The organism is Pedobacter sp. KH_004, from assembly GCF_057840755.1.
Genome location: NZ_CM174519.1, coordinates 1,372,801 through 1,393,538, shown reverse-complemented (window position 1 = coordinate 1,393,538; position 20,738 = coordinate 1,372,801). Strand labels below are relative to the sequence as shown.

Genomic DNA, 20,738 nt, shown 5'->3' with positions numbered 1-20,738 from the left:
TTACAAATGTGAGCATAATACAAAAAATATCTCTATTTTTTACTACTTAAATACAATCCGACTAATGTATTAGCTGGTAGTTTCTACTGACATCGGCTTTAATTTTGAGGATGTTAGCTGGATACTGAATAGCTCTAAATATATTTGAAGATATTGTTTAGATTACGGTCGGACGGGGTTGGAAAATGGAAAGATGCTAATAGTCAAACATGAAAGTTGACGCTGATCTAATTGATTCCTTGAGCATCAATCTTATATCTGACACTATGCCCCTATTAAATACGATCAGCGGAAATTGTTAAGGAATAAGTGAAAATCAAAAATAAAATTTATGAAAATTCTGTGGCAATCTTGGTTTTTTTATTGATTTAATCCATATAATTTCCACCGTAATAATTATGCCTCAATCCGAATCCGGACTGGGGCATAATTCCCAAAACAGTAATCTTAATTGATTACTTGGTATTTTTCTTTTCTGTGACCTCAGCTCTGATTTCCTGAGCAAGGTTTTTCAGATCCTGCATACCTTTACGAACACGCGTTCCGACAGCAGCGATACCTGCGTTGTAGAACTTTTCAGCATCAGCTTCAACCGATGCTACAAGCTCGCTAATTTTTGCATATTTTTCTATGATAAGTGATATTTAAGCGGCAAATATATCAGAATCCCTTAAATCACAAAAAAATTAGCCAAACTCAAGTAGCAGGGGCATTTGCCCCCTGCTAAGCCTCAACAAAACAAAAACTTAATACAAAGACAATCTGCCCCTGCCCTTTTTGTCTCCATAGCAACTTCAGGCTCCTGGACAACTGCCTCACTGGCCATTGCCTTCTGGTCCACAGCCTTGCTGTACACCGACTTCATACCCGCGTCAGAAAAGTCCAAAGTCTTATACTGTGGGTAGGCAGCAACAAATCCCTTTGTTTCCCTGCCAACCTTGAAAAAAGAAACCTCATGCACATTACCACGCTGCAATGACTTCATTAACTGATACTTAAAACCTAGCTTTTCAAGATCAGAGATCATAAAACTGTCAATGGTTATGTGCAGAGAGATCAAATCCGCACTTTCGCCAAAGTTCTTCATGACATATCCCCCATCCACTTTTTCAGCAAAGTCCAGCTTTAGCCACAGGTTCGCTTTCTCCCCACTTTACTACGTCCTTATTGACCGCACGGTCAGAAATGAGATTAAATGATTCCTTGGCGGTTACTCCCTTACCCTTATTGATATAGAAGACCTGCGAAAGCGCATCAACAGCGCCTCCTTTTTGCAAAGTCGCTTCAAAGTTGTTAAAGAAATACACATCAGTCACCTTACTTTTTGAAAAGTTCAGCGCATAAGATATCTTATCAGCTAATTCCGGCTTATCCTTATTAACAGGATCGGCCATCACAACGGACGTCTCCAATTTAAATTTAAATTCAGGCAAAGCCTTTCCGATGGATTCTTTTAGCGCCGCATTCAGCTGCTCCCCAAAACCCAGGTATTTTAGATTATTCTGCAAATACCCAACATTCTCTTCATTCATAGATTAAAGACTTATATATTGTTATTATATTCAGCGACCAAAACGCAGTTGATCCAGGAAACTGCCCGCACCCACAGGCCTTTTCCAATGCGAATAGTCCTGAAAGCCCGTAGCCTGCTTAAAGCGGAAAAGACTGAAGCCTTCGACTGTAAAAAAATATGAGCGGCCAGGAAAACGGCAGTAAAGCTGATCTTCACAAAGCCGGAAATGAAAGGAGAAACAGGAGATTTCAATCCCCTGGAATGTATGAAATGAAAGGCTTTCCGAAAGAGAAACTGGATTTCCAAACTCCTCTGGCGGCTGATGAGAAATCAGGGAATGTACAACAACGTGGTAAAGCGCTCAAAGGCATTTGGCATCAACAAAGTAGTGTTATTTGCTGGGCAAACCATAGAAAATAAATGCAGGATATTTTCGACCGGATGCCCGGGATAAGAGTAACAAGTATTATTAAAGTGGAATAATTTCTAATTTTCTGTCAACTATCTTCTTCGATATCTTAATACCTTTTTGAGAAAAATCAATTTATCAAGGTCATAATACCAAAATTTAAAGCTAGATTTTTAGAGATCAGCAGCATTTTTTTTCAGAAATTTTCTTTATCTCTATTCCCGGATGATTACACCATGTACTGGCTTCCCGAATAAAAGATCTTCATACCCATAGCCTTTGTGATTATTTTATCCTGTCTTGAATGTCATCGCTAGCTGTTTTACGGGCACCATTTTCAAACTGCTTTCCAAACCTGTAGGTAAATGAAAGGATTGCTCTTCGGCTATCAATCCAAATTCTGCTGTACATATTGATATTTTCATAGCGGGTATCATTTCTAAAGTTATTGGTCTGAAAAATATCATTCACTGCTAACTTGATACTGCCTTTATCATTGAGTATGCTTTTTTGCAAGGCGGCAGAAACTGCCCAGTAAGATTGCTCGATCATCATACCATAAGCTGATTTTGAGTTATAAAAAGCATTCAGCTCTGCGCCGAAACCTTTAGCTAATTTAAACGAATTCTGGGTATTTGCACTAAAGCTGGTTTGTTTGTTCTTGCTATTTTGCAGATCGTATTCGTTACGAAAAACATTTACAAAATTTGTTGCCGACCACCACTTGAAATAGTCAACCTGGGCGGTAAAACTCACACCCATATTCACTAAACTTGGGAGGTTTTTTGGCGCTTCGAAAGTCGTATTTGCAGCATCATTCTGTCCCGTTACCCAAGTAATTACATCACTGGTTCTGCTGTAGTTTAAAGACGTAGTAAACTTGTTCTTGAATACATAATTAAATACAATGTTTTGTGTTAGTTCTGGTTTTAGATATGGATTTCCTTCATAGTATAAAGATGGGTCTCTGAACATACGAAAAGGGTTTAAGGAACTATAATTTGGCCTTTCAATTCTACGACTATAAGAAAGTTGAACCTGGTTGTTGGCATTGATATTTTGGTTTACCGCCACATTGGGAAACAATTGAAAGTAATCTCTTGCAAAAACCTGATTGGCAGTGATTTGATTTCCGTTGGTATTGGTGTACTCGCCACGTAAACCCGCTTGTATTGAGGTTTTTCCAAACTCCGCCATCACATTTAAGTAAGCCGCATGAATTTGCTCTCTGTATTTAAAATGATGACTTGACGTTGCATCATACTCCCAATTGTTATTGATGAACCGATGATATACCAAATTATTATCCGCTTGGATGAACGAACTCTTTGCTCCAGTTTCCCATTTTATAGCTTCGCTAAATACGTCGGTGTAATCAAACTTAGCTACATAAACATCGGTTTTAGCAGGCACAGTTCCGCGTCTTCTGGCTAAATTTCCATCAGGAAAATCAGTATTAGGTTTGGAACGGGTATCCAAATTTAAATTAGAGTTGAAACGATTAGGCGCAAAGTCTAAATCTGCAGAGAGCGCTCTACCTTTTTTTCCAAAACGATGCAAGTAGTTTAAGTTGTAGGTTAAACTCTCCCAGCTTTGTTTATCGTAGTTTTGGGTAAACATATCACTTAACAAAGTTCCCTGATTATTTCTAATCAGGTTGCTGGTTTCACTATCGTGGATATAGCTCCCTAAATTTCCGTTCACCAAAAGCCCAATAACATGACTGCTATCAATTTCATAATCGATACCAGCACGAAAATTATGGGTATTTAGTGGCTCATTGGTTTCGGTACGCTGGGTAGATGTTCGAAAATTTGAAACTTGTCCATCGGCAAAACGCCTGATAAAATCCAGGTATTCGGTTTCGCCACGATAAGCGTAGTTATAATTACCATAAATGTTAAATTTTGCAGAACGATAATTCAGGTTAAATCCACCGCCATACCTTGCATTACGACCAGCGCCAGCATTTGTATTGATGGAACCGTTAAACCCTCTTGCTTGGTTTTTCTTAATCACAATGTTGATCATCCCAACATTACCCGCAGCATCAAATTTAGCAGACGGACTGTTGATGATTTCAATTTTAGAGATGGATGAAGAATTGGTTGCTTTTAATAGTATTGCCAGTTCTGCTGCATTTAAATAGGTCAGCTTGCCATTGATCATTACGTTTACACCACTTCTTCCTTTTAGGGAAATGTTACCATCACCATCTACCTTCACCCCTGGCGCTCTTTCCAACAATTCTAAGGCTGTACTGCCTTCGGCTAAAATGCTATGCTCTACGTTTAAAGTCATTTTATCCATACTTTGCTCTATCACTTTCCTTTGCCCAGTAACCTGTACCGCTGCTAATTGTTTCGCATCATCCGCCAGTTGAATATCTGAGAAATTAAAGACCTTATTTGAAGCATTAACCTGGAAGTTAGGTAAGGTTTGGTTGATATGACCCATGCTAGAAATTACCAATTTATAAGTTCCGTTTGGCAAATTTGCAAACGAAAATTTACCAACAGAATCTGTTAATACGCCCTTAAAAATTTTATCATCGCTTTGCTTTAAGGCTACCGAGGCATATTCTATGGGTTTGCCCAAAGTAGTTTTTACTACTCCCAAAATACGCCCCTCTTGTTGTGCAACAGCAATTTGTGTCCACAGCAATAAAGCAATAAACCCTAAAATTTTGCGCAAAAAGATATCCTTGACAGCCAATTTAGCTGTAGTACACGTACATTTCATTCTGTATGATTTTAATTGATAAGCGCTTAATTGGGTTCGCTTAAGCTGCTGAATTTCTTTTTTGATTTTTTCCTTTTGCCCCACCAAACGTAAAAGCCGGTAACGGGCAAACTGGCGCAAATTAAGCTAACTATGAAGTAGATTATTTTAGTCGTAGTTCCGCCAATTTCGCCAACGTGTAAGCCATAATTAGAGCGTCTAATCCAAGCGGCGAGGTCTTCATTTCTAAGTCTATTTCTCGATGCTGGAAGTTCTTTTAAGGTATATTGATCTAGGTAAACATCACGCCAGGTACCTTTATACATATCAACACAGATGTAAAGTGCATCAGATGCGCTCTCGGGGAAGTTGACAATAATTTGATCTGTATTATGTTCGCCAATTTTGGAAACTCCTAAGTAAAAGGCCTTGTTTACCTGCTCTAACATATTTGTTTTAAGATTTGTGGTGGTGTCAGAAACAGCTTCAATTCTTTTTTTCTCTGTGCTATCTCCTCCAGCCAACCAATATACACCAGCATTAACCCAGGCAAAACTCATAATTAAACCGGTAAAAGCTAAAATAAGTGCAACAATAATGGAGTAGAAACCTAAAACGTTGTGTAAATCGTAATTTACACGCTTAAACTTACCGCTCCATTTAATTTTAAAGCTCTTATTAACATTAGCTTTTTTCAGGTTTTTGGGCCACCATAAAATCAATCCGCTAATGAGCAGTAGAAAAAATATAAACGTGCCCCAGCCTGTTACTTGACGACCAATTTTTTGTGGCAACCACAAATAATAATGGCCGTCTTCAAAAAAGTGAAAAAAATCATTTAACTGGCCAATAGCTACAACTTCTGCATTGTATGGATTAACAAAAACGGTAGAATCCATTTCATGAATCCTGAACCTTGAGGTCATTCCTTGGCCATGGTACCAAACTGATTCTATTTCTCTATTGGGCACCGCTTTTTCTACCGCCTTGTAAAGTACTGAAGGTGGCAACATTTTACCGCCTTCAGGAATTTCTACCCGTGTCCAAGGTGAGGCATATTTGTTAATTTCTACCTTAAAAACAAGTATGCAGCCCGTAATTCCGAGTATAAACACAACAATACCAGATGCTAACCCTAGCCATAAATGCAGCCACGCATTAATCTTCTTAAATGTCATTGTAAGCTGCTGGTATTATTTTAGTTTTTCTATTCTCAGGATGTAATCGATACCTCCTATAAACTCAACCCCTTTGGTAAGCTCATCGGTTGCGGGATTGTACTGCCAGATGTAATCTTTATCCGCAGAATTTACTGCAATAAAAACTTTTCCATCTTCAACAATTACGGCATTTACCATCCGTTCTCCTTTATCCACAGGTAAGTTTAGTTTTTTAATAAATGACCCGTTTCTAGCATCTACTATACAGAAATAATGGTCGGTATCGATAGATTGACCTGCAATTCTTGAACGCACAATGGCTTTTCCATTACCGATGTACCACATTGCCGGCACCATTTCGTTATTAGTAACTGCAGAAAAATTGAAGAAGTAAGTTGGATCGATCACTGTGGTTCCACTTTTGATACGGTACATTACCGATGGAGAATTGTAATCGTAATTATTTACCGGATCACTGATAAAATAAAGATCGCCCAACTCATCTACAAATGAAGATGGCGCATATACATTTGGACCGCCTAAACCAGTAGTACGAGTATCAGACAGAGATTTTTCTACCGTCATGGTTGCATAGTCTATTATCGCTACTAACGACTCCTGGTATACCGGCATGTTAGGATATTTGGTAAAATCTGTCGAAGAAAACCCATAACCTAAATATAGTTTGTTAGCGCTGTATTGTGCGAAACCGATGTTGTAACCATCGAAACCCGTTGGAATGCTTTTGAGGCTTAGTTTACCCGTTTTAATCGCCATTCTGTCTACGTTAACAACAGCGTAACGCCCCTCATTATTGCCAACCCCGAAGATGACCAAAGTACTTGCATCTTCCCAAGCATACGAGCTCCACTCTAACCACGAAAAAGGAATTTCTTTATCGGTTACCAACACCCCATTTTCAACGTGATATTTGCCTAATTTTCCACTGGATGCGTTGGCGTGATAATAAAAACCATCCCTTTGGATAATATCTTGCGCATGAACTTTACCCGTCATTTCGGCGCCGTTATTAGCCAAACTAATGGTACCGCTGGTTAACGACCCTATGCCGGCAATGTAATAAGCGGTATTTGGCCAGCTACCAATGCATAGTACTGCCGAATATTTAGTTTCGCCTTGGTCTGAACCTCCTGCTGGCTTTTTACAGCTGTTGATAACAACAATCAATAATACTAGCGCAATAGCCTTTATGGCACTACTTATATATTTTTTCATCTTTTAAAAAATTTATTTACTAATGAATGAAATACCTCAATTTCACGGCAAATGATCTGCCTGGTTTTTGTACACTATAGTTATCAAAAGCTACTACATCAGTTAAGTTTCTGCACTCGGCAGATAGGTTGTATTTACCATCTTGAAGCGCATAATTTACAGATGCGTTGTGTATAAACTGGGTAGGTACAAATTGTTTTCCGTTTAAACTGCCACTACCTTCCCAGGTTAAATAGAACCAGTTTACATATTGTGTAAGCCAGTTAAATTGTATACGTGTGTTTTTACCTAACAGGTTGTCTTTACCAATGGTGAAATCTGCATTACCGAATAAGAAAGGTTGGTTTGGCAGTTTATTTAGGTAGGTGCTTTCATAGTTGATAGATTCGGTTCTACCATATTGTGTTGTACTAATTGCGTTTTGGTAAGTTAAGTTTAAGTTTACCGTAATTAACTGATCATAGGCGTATCTTAGTTCGCTTTCGAAACCTGTAATTCTAACTGCCGATACGTTTTGATTTTTGATGACCTTTGTGCGTTGATCTGGCAGTGGAGCAATAAAATCTTGCGCATTACGATAAAAACCAGAAGCCTCTATAAAAAACCTGCTCTTTCCAATTGTTAAGCCATAATACGCCCCCAAATTTACGTTGTCGCTGTTTTCGGGCCTCAAATCTGGATTACCCTGTACATTTAAGCCATCGCCGAACATTTCTTCTGCTTCTTGTAACCGATAAGCATGCTCGAAGGAAGCCTTAATTCCTAAATCAGGTAAAATTTTGTATCTGGTTGCAATACCGTAACCTAAATTGCTAAAAGTAGTATCTAACTTAGTTAAAACAGCGTTGATATACTTATTACGTTCTAAGCCCAAATGATAATATTTTACGAATGCCGTATTCACCAATCTCTTATCTAAAAGGTCTTGTTGATAGGCAAAACCAGCAATCTGCTTCCTGAGCAAACCTGGCATATCATCATGATCTGTAACTAAAGCGTTGAAATTTCTATTCTTTAAATGATCTAAAGTGTAGTTTAAATTGAAAGAATGCTCGCTGTTGATTGTATAGCTTGCGTTAGCCATGGCATAGGTTCTTGGTCTAACCATGTGCGTAATATTCTTAATATTATTCATCTCGGTAGTGCCTCTATCAGGAGAATAGGAACCATCCCAGAAATACAATCTGGTTGCAGTATCTGTAGTAATGTAGGTATCTTTTGATTTTGCCGCAAAGGCTGTTAAGCTTAAACCCTTGGTAAACAGGTTATCTTTCTTGTAGCGCAAGGTTAAATTTTTGGCATTGCTTGCTCTGGTAACCATTCCGTAAACAATATCCTGCTCAAAACCGGTCTGTAATTCCTGGTCAACTCTGTTATAACCCGCACCTACAAATAAAACATCGGCCCAGCTCTTGTTGGTTACTCCAGCTTCTAACTGACCTGATACCGACCTATAATCGTCGTGGAAACGCCTTGCATCTGCTTTTACATAATCAGCACCGTTTAAATCGGTAATTTCTTTCCCGTTTCTGACACCACCGACTACAACATCTACGTCTTTCATCAGATAGTTGTTTTTAGAGTAGTTAAAGAATCCTGATGCCTTAACTACGATCCCTGTTTTTTTATCAACAAATTGACCAAGCAAAGCTGATCTGTTGGTTGCAAAAGAACCATAACTGTGGCTTACATCTAAATAGTTATTAACGTTTTGGTTGGTAATTACGTTTACCGCACCCCCCATTGCATCGGCTCCCAAAGTTACAGGCACAACACCTTTGTAAACTTCCAGACGATCAGCAAGGTTTACAGGAATGTTGTTCAAGGTAATTGCACTTCCCATTACATCCATTGGTATCCCATCAATAAAGAATTTAACCTGCTTACCAGATAAACCATTAATTGAGAATTTAAAATCGGATCCTAAACCACCCTGCTCGCGAACACGAACGCCGGTACTGCGGTTTAAAATCTGACTTAAATCGGCGGTGGTGTTTGCCAACTTTTTAGTGTCGATGGCGTTTACTGCAAATCCAGACTCTTTAATCTGTTGTGTAGCGGTTTTACCAGTTACATTCACATCATGCATTTGTTGTGATGTACTTTTAAGTGAGAAGTTAACATTTAGTTTCTCGCCTGCTTTTAGGCTTACCTGTTTTTGTTGGGTTTCGAAACCCATTATTGATATGACAACTGTATAAGTACCGGGAGCAACTTCAGTAAACTCAAAATAACCGCTACTATTAGTTGTTGTGCCCATTTTAGTGCCTTTAAATATTACAGATGCGCCACTAAGTGGCCCCGAGCTATCTGTGATTATACCACTTAGGCTACTGTTTTGTTGCGCTTGCGCAATTGATAAATGAAAGGAGAAAATGATAATTAGAAGAAGTTTAAAACGAAACATTTTTATGGTTTTTTAAACATAGTAGCCTAACTTCCCCTTACCCGAAGGTGGAAAATGAAAATATCTAAAATTAGTCTAAATTAATTTAATAACCGATCTATACGAACGATGAAGGCAGATACCCCTCCCAACTGCTGGCCCTTTCTTAGTTCATCAGTTTTGAGGTTATATTGCCAGATGAAGTTGCCATCGGTAGTAGAATTTACGGCAATATGAACTGTATCGCCATTTACCAAAACACATTCCTTGCGGGTTCCTTTATCCAAAGGCAAATCCAATTTTTTAATTACTTTCTGATGAACGATATCCAGTAGGTAAAATTCGAAATGTGAAGTGCTGTAATGGTCAGAAAGGCCTTTATACAAATCCTTTCGCTCCGAACGAACAATTGCTTTTCCATTTCCAACATACCATAAGCCGTAAGCATGGTTTTTGATCGTTGACGAGGAAAGATTGAAAAAATACGTTGAGTCTACTAATGAACTGTTGGCATTGATCTTAAAAATAGCCGTTGGTAAATCGGCTCGGTTACCCATAGCAATGCCCGGACAGGACATAAAATAGAAATTACCATACTCGTCTGTAAACTCATTGTGCTGCACCGTATTGATCCCTGCCGGATAAGTTGACCTGATTTCCTTTTGAATACCAACACGCTTCATTTGCGGGTAGGTTAACCGGGAGATGTACATGGTATCGCTGGTTGTATAATTGGCACCGTGGATTATAGGATGAAAAGTGTAGCCAATAAACAGTGTGTCTTTTCTCTTATGCACAAAACCAATAGAAGTAGTTTTAAATTTCCCTTGTGGCTTATTAATATCCAATAGTCCAGCAGCGAGTGTTTTCATACCCTTGGTATCAACCAAATAATATTTCGCTTCGTTAGCCTGATTATTCAGACCGCTCAACAATAGGGAGTCTTTTCCCATCCATAAAAAATTCTCTTCATTGTAATCTTGCAACTGCAAATGGGCAACAGCAAAAAGCTTTCTATCTTTTAAAGTATACTTGGTTAAAATATCTGATTTCCGCTGTAATGAGTAATAAAAGCCATCTTTCACAATAATATTTCTGGAGATAGAATCGGGCAGTGCCTCAGTTATTTCTTCTGGCTTAAGTAAACCTGCATCCAAATTGTTGGTAGTTACAACATATTCTTTGGCATCCATATCCATAATATGAATACTATATTTCTCCCTGTGATTTGTAGAAGAAGAGCTTCTACAGGCGATGAAACAAACGATGCCAAAGAATACAAAAATAAAGTTTAACAGTCTGACAATGCTTGGTTTCATATTGGATAAGGCAGTAATGAGGATTAAATGGATACTAGATATCAAACTCCTGAATTAACTTTTTCTGAATAACGGGAGGCAAACTGATCAGATTTTTTTCGTTTACGATAATTAAACCATGATTTCCAGTTTTACTATTTAGGATGATATAGGTCTGTCCCCCCTTCAGCTTCACTTTTTCTTTTTCACCATCAAAACTTAACTCGATGTCCTTTTTGGGTGAAATCAAGATACTGCCACTCAATTCAATAATGCCGCTATGTCGGTTCACCTCAGCAAAAGTTTCCGGTGCAATCGTCAGGTTGTATTCTTTAGAACTGATGTGATTAACCTTTAAGCTTGATTTGTTGTGAAATGCAACGAATTCGACAGCTGTCTGTCTGCTTTGATTAAAATAGTAAAAAGAGAGACCAAATAACCCGATCACTAAACTTGCTGCAATTGCGCCTTTCCACATATAAAATGATGCAAAATTTGGTGCTACTTTAACAACTTCTTCTTTAGGTAAAATCGCATCCAATTCCTCCCAAATATCAGCTTTGGCAATCTGTTTGTCTTTTTCACTGTGAAACTCCAGATCATCAACATCACTACTTAGCAACCAAGCTTCAAGCGCTGTACGCTCTTCAGGCGTGCAGCGATTTTCGTGATATTTCGCTAAAAGATCGGCATTTACTTTCATCAACCTAATTTATAAAACAAAACTAATATTTCTGATACTTTTCAAGAATAGTAGCGCTAACATAAAATTTCCGTAAGTGAAGCTTGTTTTTTATTGAAAACAGCAAGCTTCATTTTTAAAGTAGTCATCGCTCTGGTAATGTGATATTCTACCGCCCTTTCAGAAATCATGAGCATTTCAGAGATTTCTTTGTTACTCAAACCATCTTCCCTACTCATTTTGTAGACCTTTTTACATTGACAGGGCAAGGTATCTACCAGTAAATCTACATTTTCTTTCAAATTATTGAAGAATACCTGCTCTTCAGTACAATTACTCGAGTTTATGCAGCCCTGATAGTTAAATTCATCTATCTTCTGCCTGCTTGTTTTATTTCTGATAAATTCAAAAGCTTTGTACTTCGCAGATCGGACGAGGTAGCGTTCAACATTATCAAGTTCGAGTTCTGCTCTTCTTTCCCATAAAGACCTGAAGATGTCCTGTACCATTTCCTTGTCAATCTCTATGTCTTTAATGTTGTTGTAGCACACCGCATATACTTTTTCCCAATAGCGGTTGTAAACATCCTCGAATGTTCTTCTGTTAATGGAAATGATACGATTTGCTGTTTCTGCCGACAATTTTAACGAATTTCGACAAATATAGCTTATTTAGATTAATTATAAACAGAGTTTTCATAAATCTCTTTTTATGTTTTCTGTCGAATTGTGATAGCCCTGATGAATTTACCATGTTAGCTAATTATTATTGATTTCTCCGCTGCTCTTCCTCAGATCCCGCACTCCTTTTTCTGGTTTCGATTTTCGAAATTCCAAATCGATATGAAAAATTTAAACGTACATTCCTACTATCGTATTTACTTTTCAAATCATAAACAATATTGCCATAATTAGCTTCACTTCTGGTAATCCCTGTATAAAAAATATCATTGATATTTAAGTTTAGGCTCCCCTTTCGCTGAAATATTTTTTTTCCGAAGCTCAAACTGGTTGTGCTAAATGGCAGGTTCACAGTGTTGCCATAAGTTACCTTAGATTGACCATAAAAAAATACTTCGGCCCATAATGTTGGTGAAATCTCAATGTTATTTCCCAATGAAAGATATCCAGTAGTTTGATTAATGTTTTCACGAGCAGCATTATACAAAAAATCGTAGTTACTGTTCGAAATGCCTAAACTATAATTAAGCTGCAGAATTTTAAAGAGTTTATTGCTGTAAGAAGTGTTAAAACCTATGTTACGATAGGCACTTAAATTGGTTTTAAAACTATTGGTGATCTGGGTTTGAGGATCCCGTGTTCGCAGATCTGTGATTACATTTTTAGCAAAACTATAAGAAGTTGCAAGGGTGAATTTGCTTTGTAGTGTGAAAGCTAACCTGAGATTATCTGTATAAGATGGACTAAGGTTCGGATTACCACTCCTGGTAGTAAAAGCACTTGTAACCATTACAAATGGGTTCAACTCATTATACAAGGGTCGTCCAATCCTTTTTGAATAGCCCAAAGAAATAGAACTGTTATTTAGCTTTAAGCCAAGCGTAGCATTTGGAAAAAGATTAAGATATTGTCTTTTTACTTCCTTGTTTAAGGTAATCGAATTACCATTGGTAAAGGTCTGTTCCCCTCTCAGCCCCAGCAGCATCGAAAACTTCCCTAAAGCCAACCTTTGATTTGCATAAGCCGCCAAGATGGTTTCTCGATATAAAAAATCATTGCTACCCATATCTCTGGCTTGCTCAGTATCATTGCTAAACAAGGAAATGAAATTATTTTCGATCTTTACATTACTGATTTTGAGACCGGTTTCGAAAACACCTTTGCTTAACTTTTTGGTATAATCACTTTTAAAACTATAGATTTCAGATTTTGTAAGCCCATTTTGCATGTACGCTTGGTTTTGATTTGTAGTTAAGAGATTGATGATGGCAATGTTGTTCGTATTTTGATTGTGGTAATCGAAAGTACCTGCATCGGCATCAAAACTAAGCTCTTGTTGATTTTTAGCATCAATTACATGTTTATAGTTCAAGTTTACATTTATCCCTCTTCCAGTGGTTGAGTTTTTGTTGTTAGACCGTGTAAGTGCTTTAGGGCTAAATTGGTTTACGCCATAGGTTTCTGTGTCAGAAAAATAATTGGGATTACGAAGATTGTGAGATCCAGTGATCAGCACACCAAATACATCGGTTTTATTTAAAGAATGGTCAAAACCTAAACGGATATTATTAGATTCGTACCTACTCCTATAAGTAGAAGAGTCCTGTAATCTTTGGTTAAGATCACTTTGATACGTATTCGCTTGTATTTCTTGGTATTGTTTGCCCAAACCAAAACTATATGAACCATAAAAATTGGTATTTCCCGTTTTATAATTGAGCCCAACTGAATTACTGGTGTTTGGAAATTTCCAGCCATGACCACCAGTTATGCTGATGTTGGCATCATAACCAGGTTTATCCCGTTTAATCGTCTTAATGTTAATTAAACCACCAGAGCCGGCAGCATCATATTTTGCAGAAGGATTATAGATGATTTCGAACTGACTGATGTTGGCAGAAGCAGTACCTTCTAATAACGACATTAGATTAGCTCCTGATAATCGGGTTAGTTTACCATCCATCATTACAGCAACCCCTTTCCCTTCTACCATTAGCTCTTCATTATTTTTGAGCACAACACCAGGTATTTTCTTTAAAATGTCTATCGCATTTACGCCAGCTTTTGCATCGCCGTTAACATTAACAACCATTTTGTCTAGTTGTTGTTCAACAAATGGCCTGGTTGTACTAATACCAACTTCATTAAGTTGCACATTTTTATTTTTTAGGGTGATGATGATACTGTCACCATTAAACTCATCTACTCTAAATGGAATATACCCTAAATAATTGATGCTGACATAAAATTTTTGGAAGGGTTTCACAAAAGAGAACAAACCACTTTCATTGGTAAGTAATTTGAGTATAGGTTGATCTGTTGCCGAAAATAAGGACACCGTAGCGTTAGCAATGGCCGCCCGGTTTTCATCTAACACCTTGCCTTTTATAGTTATATTTTGCTGGGATAGTGCTGGTAAGCAGCATAGACTAATAACAATTAACAGATAGATCTTCTTCATTCTCTTTTTTTATAAAGTTGAAGACCCTCATCCTGATCAAAGAATGAATTCTTTGAAAGGCGCAATTCAAACTGCAAGATGAAGGATATCATCTGCAAAATTTTGTATCAAATAAGATCCTAAAAATAATTAAAGAAATGCTTGGATTAGCTGTTTTGAATACTGTAGATTTGAATAATGCGCCTTAAAATACCTATTCTTATTGCCTGCTTTTGTACATTTTATTTCCTTAGCCATAGTGCAGGGTGGTTAAATCGTACAGATAAAACCTGGGGTTTTGCTGTATTTATTAGTGATATCACTAAGGTTTTTATAAGCCCTTCTTTTTTGGTGTTTCTGTTAGATAACATATTAACCTATTTGCTATTCTATTTCCTATACCCAAACAAGGGAATTATTGTTACCCTTAGCCTGTACCTATTAGTTGGCCTACCCATTATGATTGGGCTGCGCTTTGTTGTTGAAGAGGTAATCTTATTTTATATAACCGGGCATCATAATTATAACCCGAAATATCTTACGCTAAAGTATTATGTTTTCGACAACCTATACTTTACCATCTATTATAATTTTGTGTCAATTGCTTTTTTTGGTGTACAGTACGAACGATTTATGAAGTTAAAAGAAAAAGAGTTAAAGCTTCAGGCTCGTAATGCAGAACTGTCATTCCTTAAATCTCAGATTAATCCTCACTTCTTGTTTAACAATCTCAACAATATTTATACATTGGTTTATCAGCATTCGGCGAATGCACTTCCAGCGATCAGCAAACTCTCTGATTTATTACGGTACATGTTGTATCAAAAAGATGATTTTGTACCCTTGCTTAGGGAAGTTGAATATTTACACAACTTTATAGATTTGCAATTGATGAGGTATGATTACATCCCCGAAAGAGCGATAAATATTCAAGCTGATATTGACCCAGCAATAAAAATTATTCCCCTATCACTCATTCCATTTGTAGAGAATGCTTTTAAACATGGAAACCTGAAAGACCCTGAGCATCCACTAACTATTAGCCTGGAAATTAAAGAAGATACGCTGATTTTTAAGGTAGGTAATCAAAAAAACGAAAACAGAAAAGATGCAACAGGTGGAATTGGTTTGGAGAACATCAAAAAAAGATTAGAGTTACTGAACCCTACAAAATATAACCTGATCATAGATGAAACTGCAACTTACTTTCATATTGAACTTAAAATGATAATTAATGGCTGAAAATCTAAATTGCATGGTGGTTGATGATGAGCCCTTGGCCTTATCACTTTTATCTGATTACATTTCGAAGATGCCAGGTTTAAACCTGGTACGGGCCGTATCCAATCCATTAGCCGCAATCAGTTATCTGAAAATTGAAGAAATCGACCTGATTTTTCTCGATATGCAGATGCCTGAATTAAATGGGATTGAATTTTTAAACCTGCTGCAAAAAAAATGTATGGTCATTGTAACTACCGCGTATAGTGAATATGCATTGGATGGCTATAATTTTGAGGTGATTGATTATTTGCTAAAACCGATCACGATGGCTCGTTTCATGGTTGCTATTGAAAAAGCAGCAGACCGATTTAAGATGAACAAGGCATTAGCAGACACCTCTATTTCAATAAATACAAATACGGTAAACCATATTTTCATTAAGACTGAGAACAGGATCATAAAGATGAATCTCTCTGATATTTACTATTTTGAGGGCGCTAGGGATTATATCGTGATCCATACCCAAACAGAGGTAATCTTGACACTTCAAAGCATGAAAAGCATCCAGCAACTTTTACCTGCAGATCAATTTATCCGGGTGCATAAATCATATATCGTTGCGTTCGACAAAATTAGATTCATTGAAAGAAACAGGATTAGCATCAAGGAAAAACTAATACCTATAACCGAGACCTACAAAGATAATTTCTTTAAAAGAATTGGCCGTGATATTACCTCAGGCTGATTTCATAGGGCTCTCTGGCTTCGAACTCAAAAGATTTTAAGCCTGGAAAACCGTATCCATCCAAACTTAATTATATCGTAACCGCAATATTTAACTAAACTGAATGTATATTAACCAAACGTTAATTAGCGATAAAACATTGATATGAAAATGTTCTTGTTGTCCATGCAGAGCTCTAATCAAGAATCAGCTTGAACCAGACCATTCGACCCATAAAAAACACTAAGCACGAAATGCCTTTTGAAATCTCTTTACGCGCTTACGGCTCAGTTAGGAAACTAATTCGAACCATTCTGGACCAATTATTGAAACAGTTGGTCTTTACTCTCACCCTTTAGATATGTCATTGCCATCGTGGTATTCCAATGTAGTTTACTCACAGCAGTTGTAACTTATAATAAAATAGCTGAAGATATTCCATATCTTGCACGGCCCTAATACCTGACCCACGCGGCGGAAATCGATGAACAACAAAAACGAACAGATCAGTTCATTAATTGAGCTCAATGAGGAACTGGAAAACTATTTTAGGAACACCATTATTCCCCAGCTTTTTATCGATGCACACCTGATTCTGCGAAAGTTCACGCCACCGGCGATGCGTCAATTCAGTCTTCAGCTTACCGATGTGGGCAGACCACTTACCGAAATCCACGAAAACTTCCGTTTTCCTACCATTATGGAAAATATTCAGCACGTAATTGATTCCGGAGAGGTGCTGGAAAAAGAAATACAAACCACCGATTTAAGGTGGTACCAGATGAATATTCTGCCTTATATCGTCCAAAAGAATAAAAAAACCAACGGGGTAATCGTCACTTTCGTCGAAATCACCATGCGGATACGTGACCTGAAGGAGCAGGAGAAACTAATTGCAGAGCATGAGCTTTTGCTTGATACCATCTCGCATGATATCAAGACGCCATTGACCAGCCTGGGGTTAACCATTGAAATGCTCAAGCAGTTGCCTGAAAAAGGCATGCAGCGATTCCCTGTACTGCTTGAAAAAGTGGAGAACAGTCTGATCAAGATGCAGCACATTATCCATGATCTCACCGACGCCCGTGAAAACGAACACCGGTACAAACCTGTTGAAGAACTTTTGGATTTCGAGCATATTATTGAGGATGTAAGACTGACCCTGGCCCCACAGATCAAAGAGTCCAAAGCAGTCATCAAAAGCGAAATAGGACATTCAGAAATCAAGTTTGTCCGCCGAAAGCTGAGAAGCGCAGTATATAACCTGGTGAACAATTCCATTAAATACCGTTCAAAAGCACGAACACCTGAAATCCACATCAAAACCTATCAAAAGGATGATTATATGGTGATCCAGGTTTCAGATAACGGCATGGGAATTCCTGAGGCCGAACTGGGCAATATTTTCAAAAAATATGAAAGGATATCAAGGTCCGGAGAGGGCTCCGGTATCGGATTGTACCTGGTCAAAGAAATTATCGAAGCATCGGGAGGCAAGATCGAGGTAGAAAGCAGCTTAGGCGAAGGGACAGTGTTTCGCTTGCACGTAAAGCTGTAAAATATCAGCAAAAGAATATCAGGTTTTAGCTATATGATTTAGGCAGCGCATCCCCGGATCCCGCAAAATGAACTGCTCATTCACCAAAGTAATTTTTTCCAGAAGTTTGGTTGCGATGTCTTTTGGCGAGAGCACATAGTCAGGATGGTCGTTGGCAACAAGTGATCCCGGCATTAATCCGAACTCGGCGGTATCCGGATCCTGCACGATGATCAGACCTTGCTGATCTTCTATGTCCATCGCACCTTGCAATCCATCCAGCCCTGCTCCGGAAAGGATCACTCCTATCGCATGATGCCCTACGTCCTTTGGAAGACTGATAAAAAATTCATCGATTCCCCTATTGATATTTTCCTCTTCTGAACGATCTCTTAACCTCAGCGTACCGTTTACGACCGTCATGATTTTGCCTATACCCAGTGCATAGATCTTCCCCTTTTCTACTTTTGTATCCTCAACAACTTTTATAACCGGTATATCTGTTACCCTTTGAAGAATCAATGCAAGGTTACTGTTATTTTCTTTTGCAATACAATGGATCAAAACGATGGCAGCATTAAAGGGATGAGCTAACTGACTTAGTATATTTTGTAGCGGCTCAAGGCCCCTGCTGCTGAGCAGATTGCAATAACAATAAATGCTGACATGTATACTAAATCAATCGCGATGTATTTTTGTTTTGGCCCGGTCTCAGCTCAAACACTTATGCATAAAAAATGTTAAGAATACAGTAGCATAAAATATGAAAAAAGATAGTGAAAAGCATGGCTTCGAGCAACGTTTTAGGGAGTGTGATGCAAAGTTCAATAGTATATTTGAACTCAGCAGCGTTGCCACAAAGATCATAAACTCAGATCTCACCATTTTAAAGGTTAATAAAGCACTCTGTGAGCTGCTCGGTTATACAGCTGAGGAAATTCTAGGCACAAGAATTCTGGATCACGCCTGCGAAGAATATATAGACCACTGGCATCATCTGCAGGAAGAATTATGGGCTAAACAGGTACCGCACTTTAAACTTAAAGCCTGTCTTTACCGGAAAGACCGGGAAATCGTATGGGTTGATGTGACTACGATTTTATACAACGACGAGGGTGAAACCTTCGGCTTTACCGTGCTCGACGACATCACCGGACTGAAACATTTTGAAAATAGCCAAAAGCGGTTAAATGTTGCGTTAAAATATTCAGGAACGGCCATATGGGAGCTTGATATCAAATCGAGTGAAGTATTCCGCTCACCTGATCACGACCAGCTCTTTGGTTATGATTCCAATAAGAAAAAATGGTTTTTGGAAGATTACTACCCTCACCTGTCAGAGCGTGATCTGGAAGGCTTTAAAAGCGCTTTACAAAAGATCAACCAAACGGATGGTCTGGATGTACAGGCCCGGGTACTGCGAAACGACGGACAACTACAATGGCTGAACATTAAGGGTACGCCCGAAAGGGATGATTCCGGTCAGGTCGTCAGGGTGATTGGCGTAATCAATGATATCACCAAAGACAAATTGATAGAGCGGCATAAAGATGACTTCATCAGTATTGCCAGTCACGAGCTGAAAACACCCGTTACCAGCCTTAAAGCTTCACTACAACTTCTCAACCGTAGTCAGGACGGTTCTTCCGAGCGTGTTAAATCGCTGATCCTCCAGGCCAATAAGGGAATCAACAGGATCACCGCAATTATTGACGACCTGTTGAATGCCGGGAAAAATTATGAAGAGCAGCTCTCGCTAAGAAAAGAAAAGTTCGACATCTACCTGTTGGCCGAGGAAGTGATAGATCAGTTTGAAGCGTTGCCCACTCAATCGATTGAGCTACTGGGACACAAAAACAGTATGCTTAGGGCAGACGCGGAAAGAATAGGGCGTGTCTTAACCAACCTGATCGGCAATGCCATCAAATACGCCCCTAAATCCAGCAAGATAAAAGTCAACATTGAAAACCAGCAGGAAAGCATCCGGGTTTCGGTTATCGATAAAGGCCCCGGAATACCCCAAGATAAGATACCACTTCTTTTTGACCGCTATTATCAGGCAACAGATAACCAGAACAGCGCTTCAGGTTTAGGCCTCGGGTTGTTCATCAGTGCAAACATTGTCCGCAAGCATCTTGGAAAAATCGGGGTGAGCAGTGATCCGCTCTCCGGTACGAACTTTTGGTTTGAGCTGCCAAAGTAAAAACCTTTTTTTTTACAAAATAACATAATCTAACACGTATTTTCAGAAATAAAAAACCGTACATGAGCGCGTAAAATACGCATCTTTCCTGCCTGCAATTTTTTTAATATTGCAGATGCACTTTTTTATTGACCAGTCTTCCTGTGGAAATTTCAAGCGGGAATTCAATAATATTTCAGATGGGATCAAGCAACGCATTCATTCCCAAACCACCGAGAAGTTGATATGCATCATCGACCGAGAATATAACCGCTTTATATCAGTGCGGAGATTCGACTGGCATCTTAACGATTTAAAAACCGGCGTAAATACTAGCCTTCTATTATTATTATTCTATTCCCACGATTAACTGAATGATCATAACAGATCACTGATCCCAAACTCAGGTATACCAGATCAGGAACCCAGTAACTTTTTTTCTTTATTCTAGCTCAGTCGAATGTTTACAAGTATTGATTCGATATCTTTTTGGATATAAAAAAATAAAGATTTCCAGACACCCGGCCGATGAATGGGAAACCAAAG

The 20,738-nt window shown here is 38.3% G+C and carries 17 protein-coding genes; 5 read left to right on the top strand and 12 right to left on the bottom strand.

The features are described from left to right. Positions 1-455 precede the first annotated feature (455 nt). The 3 genes from AC3ITD_RS06055 to AC3ITD_RS06045 form a co-directional block, all read right to left on the bottom strand. Positions 456-632 carry a histone H1 gene (locus AC3ITD_RS06055; protein ID WP_265801582.1) on the bottom strand — a complete coding sequence of 59 codons (177 nt, stop codon included), beginning with the start codon at positions 630-632 and terminating at the stop codon, positions 456-458. 98 nt (positions 633-730) lie between these two features. After that, on the bottom strand, positions 731-1,087 hold the full coding sequence (locus tag AC3ITD_RS06050; RefSeq protein ID WP_489364913.1) for a hypothetical protein: 357 nt from the start codon (positions 1,085-1,087) through the stop codon (positions 731-733). A gap of 22 nt (positions 1,088-1,109) precedes the next feature. Continuing rightward, entirely contained in the window at positions 1,110-1,532 is a 423-nt protein-coding gene (locus AC3ITD_RS06045) for a hypothetical protein (protein ID WP_265801574.1), read from the bottom strand. Positions 1,533-1,690: 158 nt separating this feature from the next. Here AC3ITD_RS06045 and AC3ITD_RS06040 point away from each other — a divergent pair, with 158 nt between their 5' ends. Then, entirely contained in the window at positions 1,691-1,933 is a 243-nt protein-coding gene (locus tag AC3ITD_RS06040; RefSeq protein WP_265801572.1) for a hypothetical protein, read from the top strand. A gap of 274 nt (positions 1,934-2,207) precedes the next feature. On the opposite strand, the gene AC3ITD_RS06035 is transcribed toward AC3ITD_RS06040, so the two are convergent. From AC3ITD_RS06035 to AC3ITD_RS06000, 8 genes are all read right to left on the bottom strand, one after another. Beyond that, positions 2,208-4,664, bottom strand: a complete 2,457-nt coding sequence (locus AC3ITD_RS06035; protein ID WP_489364910.1) for an outer membrane beta-barrel family protein — start codon at positions 4,662-4,664, stop codon at positions 2,208-2,210. A 26-nt stretch (positions 4,665-4,690) separates the two neighbouring features. Beyond that, positions 4,691-5,821 carry a PepSY-associated TM helix domain-containing protein gene (locus AC3ITD_RS06030; protein ID WP_265801570.1) on the bottom strand — a complete coding sequence of 377 codons (1,131 nt, stop codon included), beginning with the start codon at positions 5,819-5,821 and terminating at the stop codon, positions 4,691-4,693. Between the two features lie 15 nt (positions 5,822-5,836). Beyond that, positions 5,837-7,039: a DUF4374 domain-containing protein gene (locus tag AC3ITD_RS06025; RefSeq protein ID WP_489364908.1), complete on the bottom strand. Its 1,203-nt coding sequence runs from the start codon at positions 7,037-7,039 to the stop codon at positions 5,837-5,839. A 19-nt stretch (positions 7,040-7,058) separates the two neighbouring features. Continuing rightward, complete coding sequence (locus AC3ITD_RS06020) at positions 7,059-9,446, bottom strand: TonB-dependent receptor (RefSeq protein WP_489364906.1); 2,388 nt, start codon at positions 9,444-9,446, stop codon at positions 7,059-7,061. Between the two features lie 80 nt (positions 9,447-9,526). Beyond that, complete coding sequence (locus AC3ITD_RS06015) at positions 9,527-10,744, bottom strand: DUF4374 domain-containing protein (RefSeq protein WP_489364905.1); 1,218 nt, start codon at positions 10,742-10,744, stop codon at positions 9,527-9,529. Between the two features lie 34 nt (positions 10,745-10,778). Beyond that, positions 10,779-11,426 carry a hypothetical protein gene (locus AC3ITD_RS06010; protein ID WP_265801565.1) on the bottom strand — a complete coding sequence of 216 codons (648 nt, stop codon included), beginning with the start codon at positions 11,424-11,426 and terminating at the stop codon, positions 10,779-10,781. A 56-nt stretch (positions 11,427-11,482) separates the two neighbouring features. Continuing rightward, on the bottom strand, positions 11,483-12,046 hold the full coding sequence (locus AC3ITD_RS06005) for a sigma-70 family RNA polymerase sigma factor (protein WP_489364902.1): 564 nt from the start codon (positions 12,044-12,046) through the stop codon (positions 11,483-11,485). A gap of 124 nt (positions 12,047-12,170) precedes the next feature. Continuing rightward, positions 12,171-14,546 (bottom strand): outer membrane beta-barrel protein, encoded by a 2,376-nt coding sequence (locus AC3ITD_RS06000; protein WP_489364900.1) that lies wholly within the window; start codon positions 14,544-14,546, stop codon positions 12,171-12,173. Between the two features lie 177 nt (positions 14,547-14,723). Here AC3ITD_RS06000 and AC3ITD_RS05995 point away from each other — a divergent pair, with 177 nt between their 5' ends. The 3 genes from AC3ITD_RS05995 (at position 14,724) to AC3ITD_RS05985 (ending at position 18,031) form a co-directional block, all read left to right on the top strand. Then, on the top strand, positions 14,724-15,767 hold the full coding sequence (locus AC3ITD_RS05995; protein WP_489364898.1) for a sensor histidine kinase: 1,044 nt from the start codon (positions 14,724-14,726) through the stop codon (positions 15,765-15,767). Continuing rightward, a complete protein-coding gene (locus AC3ITD_RS05990; protein ID WP_489364896.1) occupies positions 15,760-16,494 on the top strand; it encodes a LytR/AlgR family response regulator transcription factor in 735 nt (244 codons plus the stop codon). The genes AC3ITD_RS05995 and AC3ITD_RS05990 overlap by 8 nt, the downstream gene beginning before the upstream one ends. 463 nt (positions 16,495-16,957) lie before the next feature. Next, complete coding sequence (locus AC3ITD_RS05985) at positions 16,958-18,031, top strand: sensor histidine kinase (protein ID WP_489364893.1); 1,074 nt, start codon at positions 16,958-16,960, stop codon at positions 18,029-18,031. 18 nt (positions 18,032-18,049) lie between these two features. Here AC3ITD_RS05985 and AC3ITD_RS05980 read toward each other — a convergent pair whose 3' ends face one another. Beyond that, positions 18,050-18,652: a chemotaxis protein CheB gene (locus tag AC3ITD_RS05980; protein ID WP_489366640.1), complete on the bottom strand. Its 603-nt coding sequence runs from the start codon at positions 18,650-18,652 to the stop codon at positions 18,050-18,052. Between the two features lie 121 nt (positions 18,653-18,773). Here AC3ITD_RS05980 and AC3ITD_RS05975 point away from each other — a divergent pair, with 121 nt between their 5' ends. Next, positions 18,774-20,213 carry a sensor histidine kinase gene (locus tag AC3ITD_RS05975; protein ID WP_489364891.1) on the top strand — a complete coding sequence of 480 codons (1,440 nt, stop codon included), beginning with the start codon at positions 18,774-18,776 and terminating at the stop codon, positions 20,211-20,213. Positions 20,214-20,738 lie beyond the last annotated feature (525 nt).

Coding starts and splice junctions, on each gene's coding strand:
- AC3ITD_RS06000 (WP_489364900.1), bottom strand. CDS start 14,546: ATGAAGAAGATCTATCTGTTAATTGTTATTAGTCTATGCTGCTTACCA.
- AC3ITD_RS05995 (WP_489364898.1), top strand. CDS start 14,724: ATGCGCCTTAAAATACCTATTCTTATTGCCTGCTTTTGTACATTTTAT.
- AC3ITD_RS06050 (WP_489364913.1), bottom strand. CDS start 1,087: ATGAAGAACTTTGGCGAAAGTGCGGATTTGATCTCTCTGCACATAACC.
- AC3ITD_RS05985 (WP_489364893.1), top strand. CDS start 16,958: ATGAACAACAAAAACGAACAGATCAGTTCATTAATTGAGCTCAATGAG.
- AC3ITD_RS06015 (WP_489364905.1), bottom strand. CDS start 10,744: ATGAAACCAAGCATTGTCAGACTGTTAAACTTTATTTTTGTATTCTTT.
- AC3ITD_RS06045 (WP_265801574.1), bottom strand. CDS start 1,532: ATGAATGAAGAGAATGTTGGGTATTTGCAGAATAATCTAAAATACCTG.
- AC3ITD_RS06010 (WP_265801565.1), bottom strand. CDS start 11,426: ATGAAAGTAAATGCCGATCTTTTAGCGAAATATCACGAAAATCGCTGC.
- AC3ITD_RS06035 (WP_489364910.1), bottom strand. CDS start 4,664: ATGAAATGTACGTGTACTACAGCTAAATTGGCTGTCAAGGATATCTTT.
- AC3ITD_RS06030 (WP_265801570.1), bottom strand. CDS start 5,821: ATGACATTTAAGAAGATTAATGCGTGGCTGCATTTATGGCTAGGGTTA.
- AC3ITD_RS06025 (WP_489364908.1), bottom strand. CDS start 7,039: ATGAAAAAATATATAAGTAGTGCCATAAAGGCTATTGCGCTAGTATTA.
- AC3ITD_RS05990 (WP_489364896.1), top strand. CDS start 15,760: ATGGCTGAAAATCTAAATTGCATGGTGGTTGATGATGAGCCCTTGGCC.
- AC3ITD_RS06020 (WP_489364906.1), bottom strand. CDS start 9,446: ATGTTTCGTTTTAAACTTCTTCTAATTATCATTTTCTCCTTTCATTTA.
- AC3ITD_RS06040 (WP_265801572.1), top strand. CDS start 1,691: ATGAGCGGCCAGGAAAACGGCAGTAAAGCTGATCTTCACAAAGCCGGA.
- AC3ITD_RS05975 (WP_489364891.1), top strand. CDS start 18,774: ATGAAAAAAGATAGTGAAAAGCATGGCTTCGAGCAACGTTTTAGGGAG.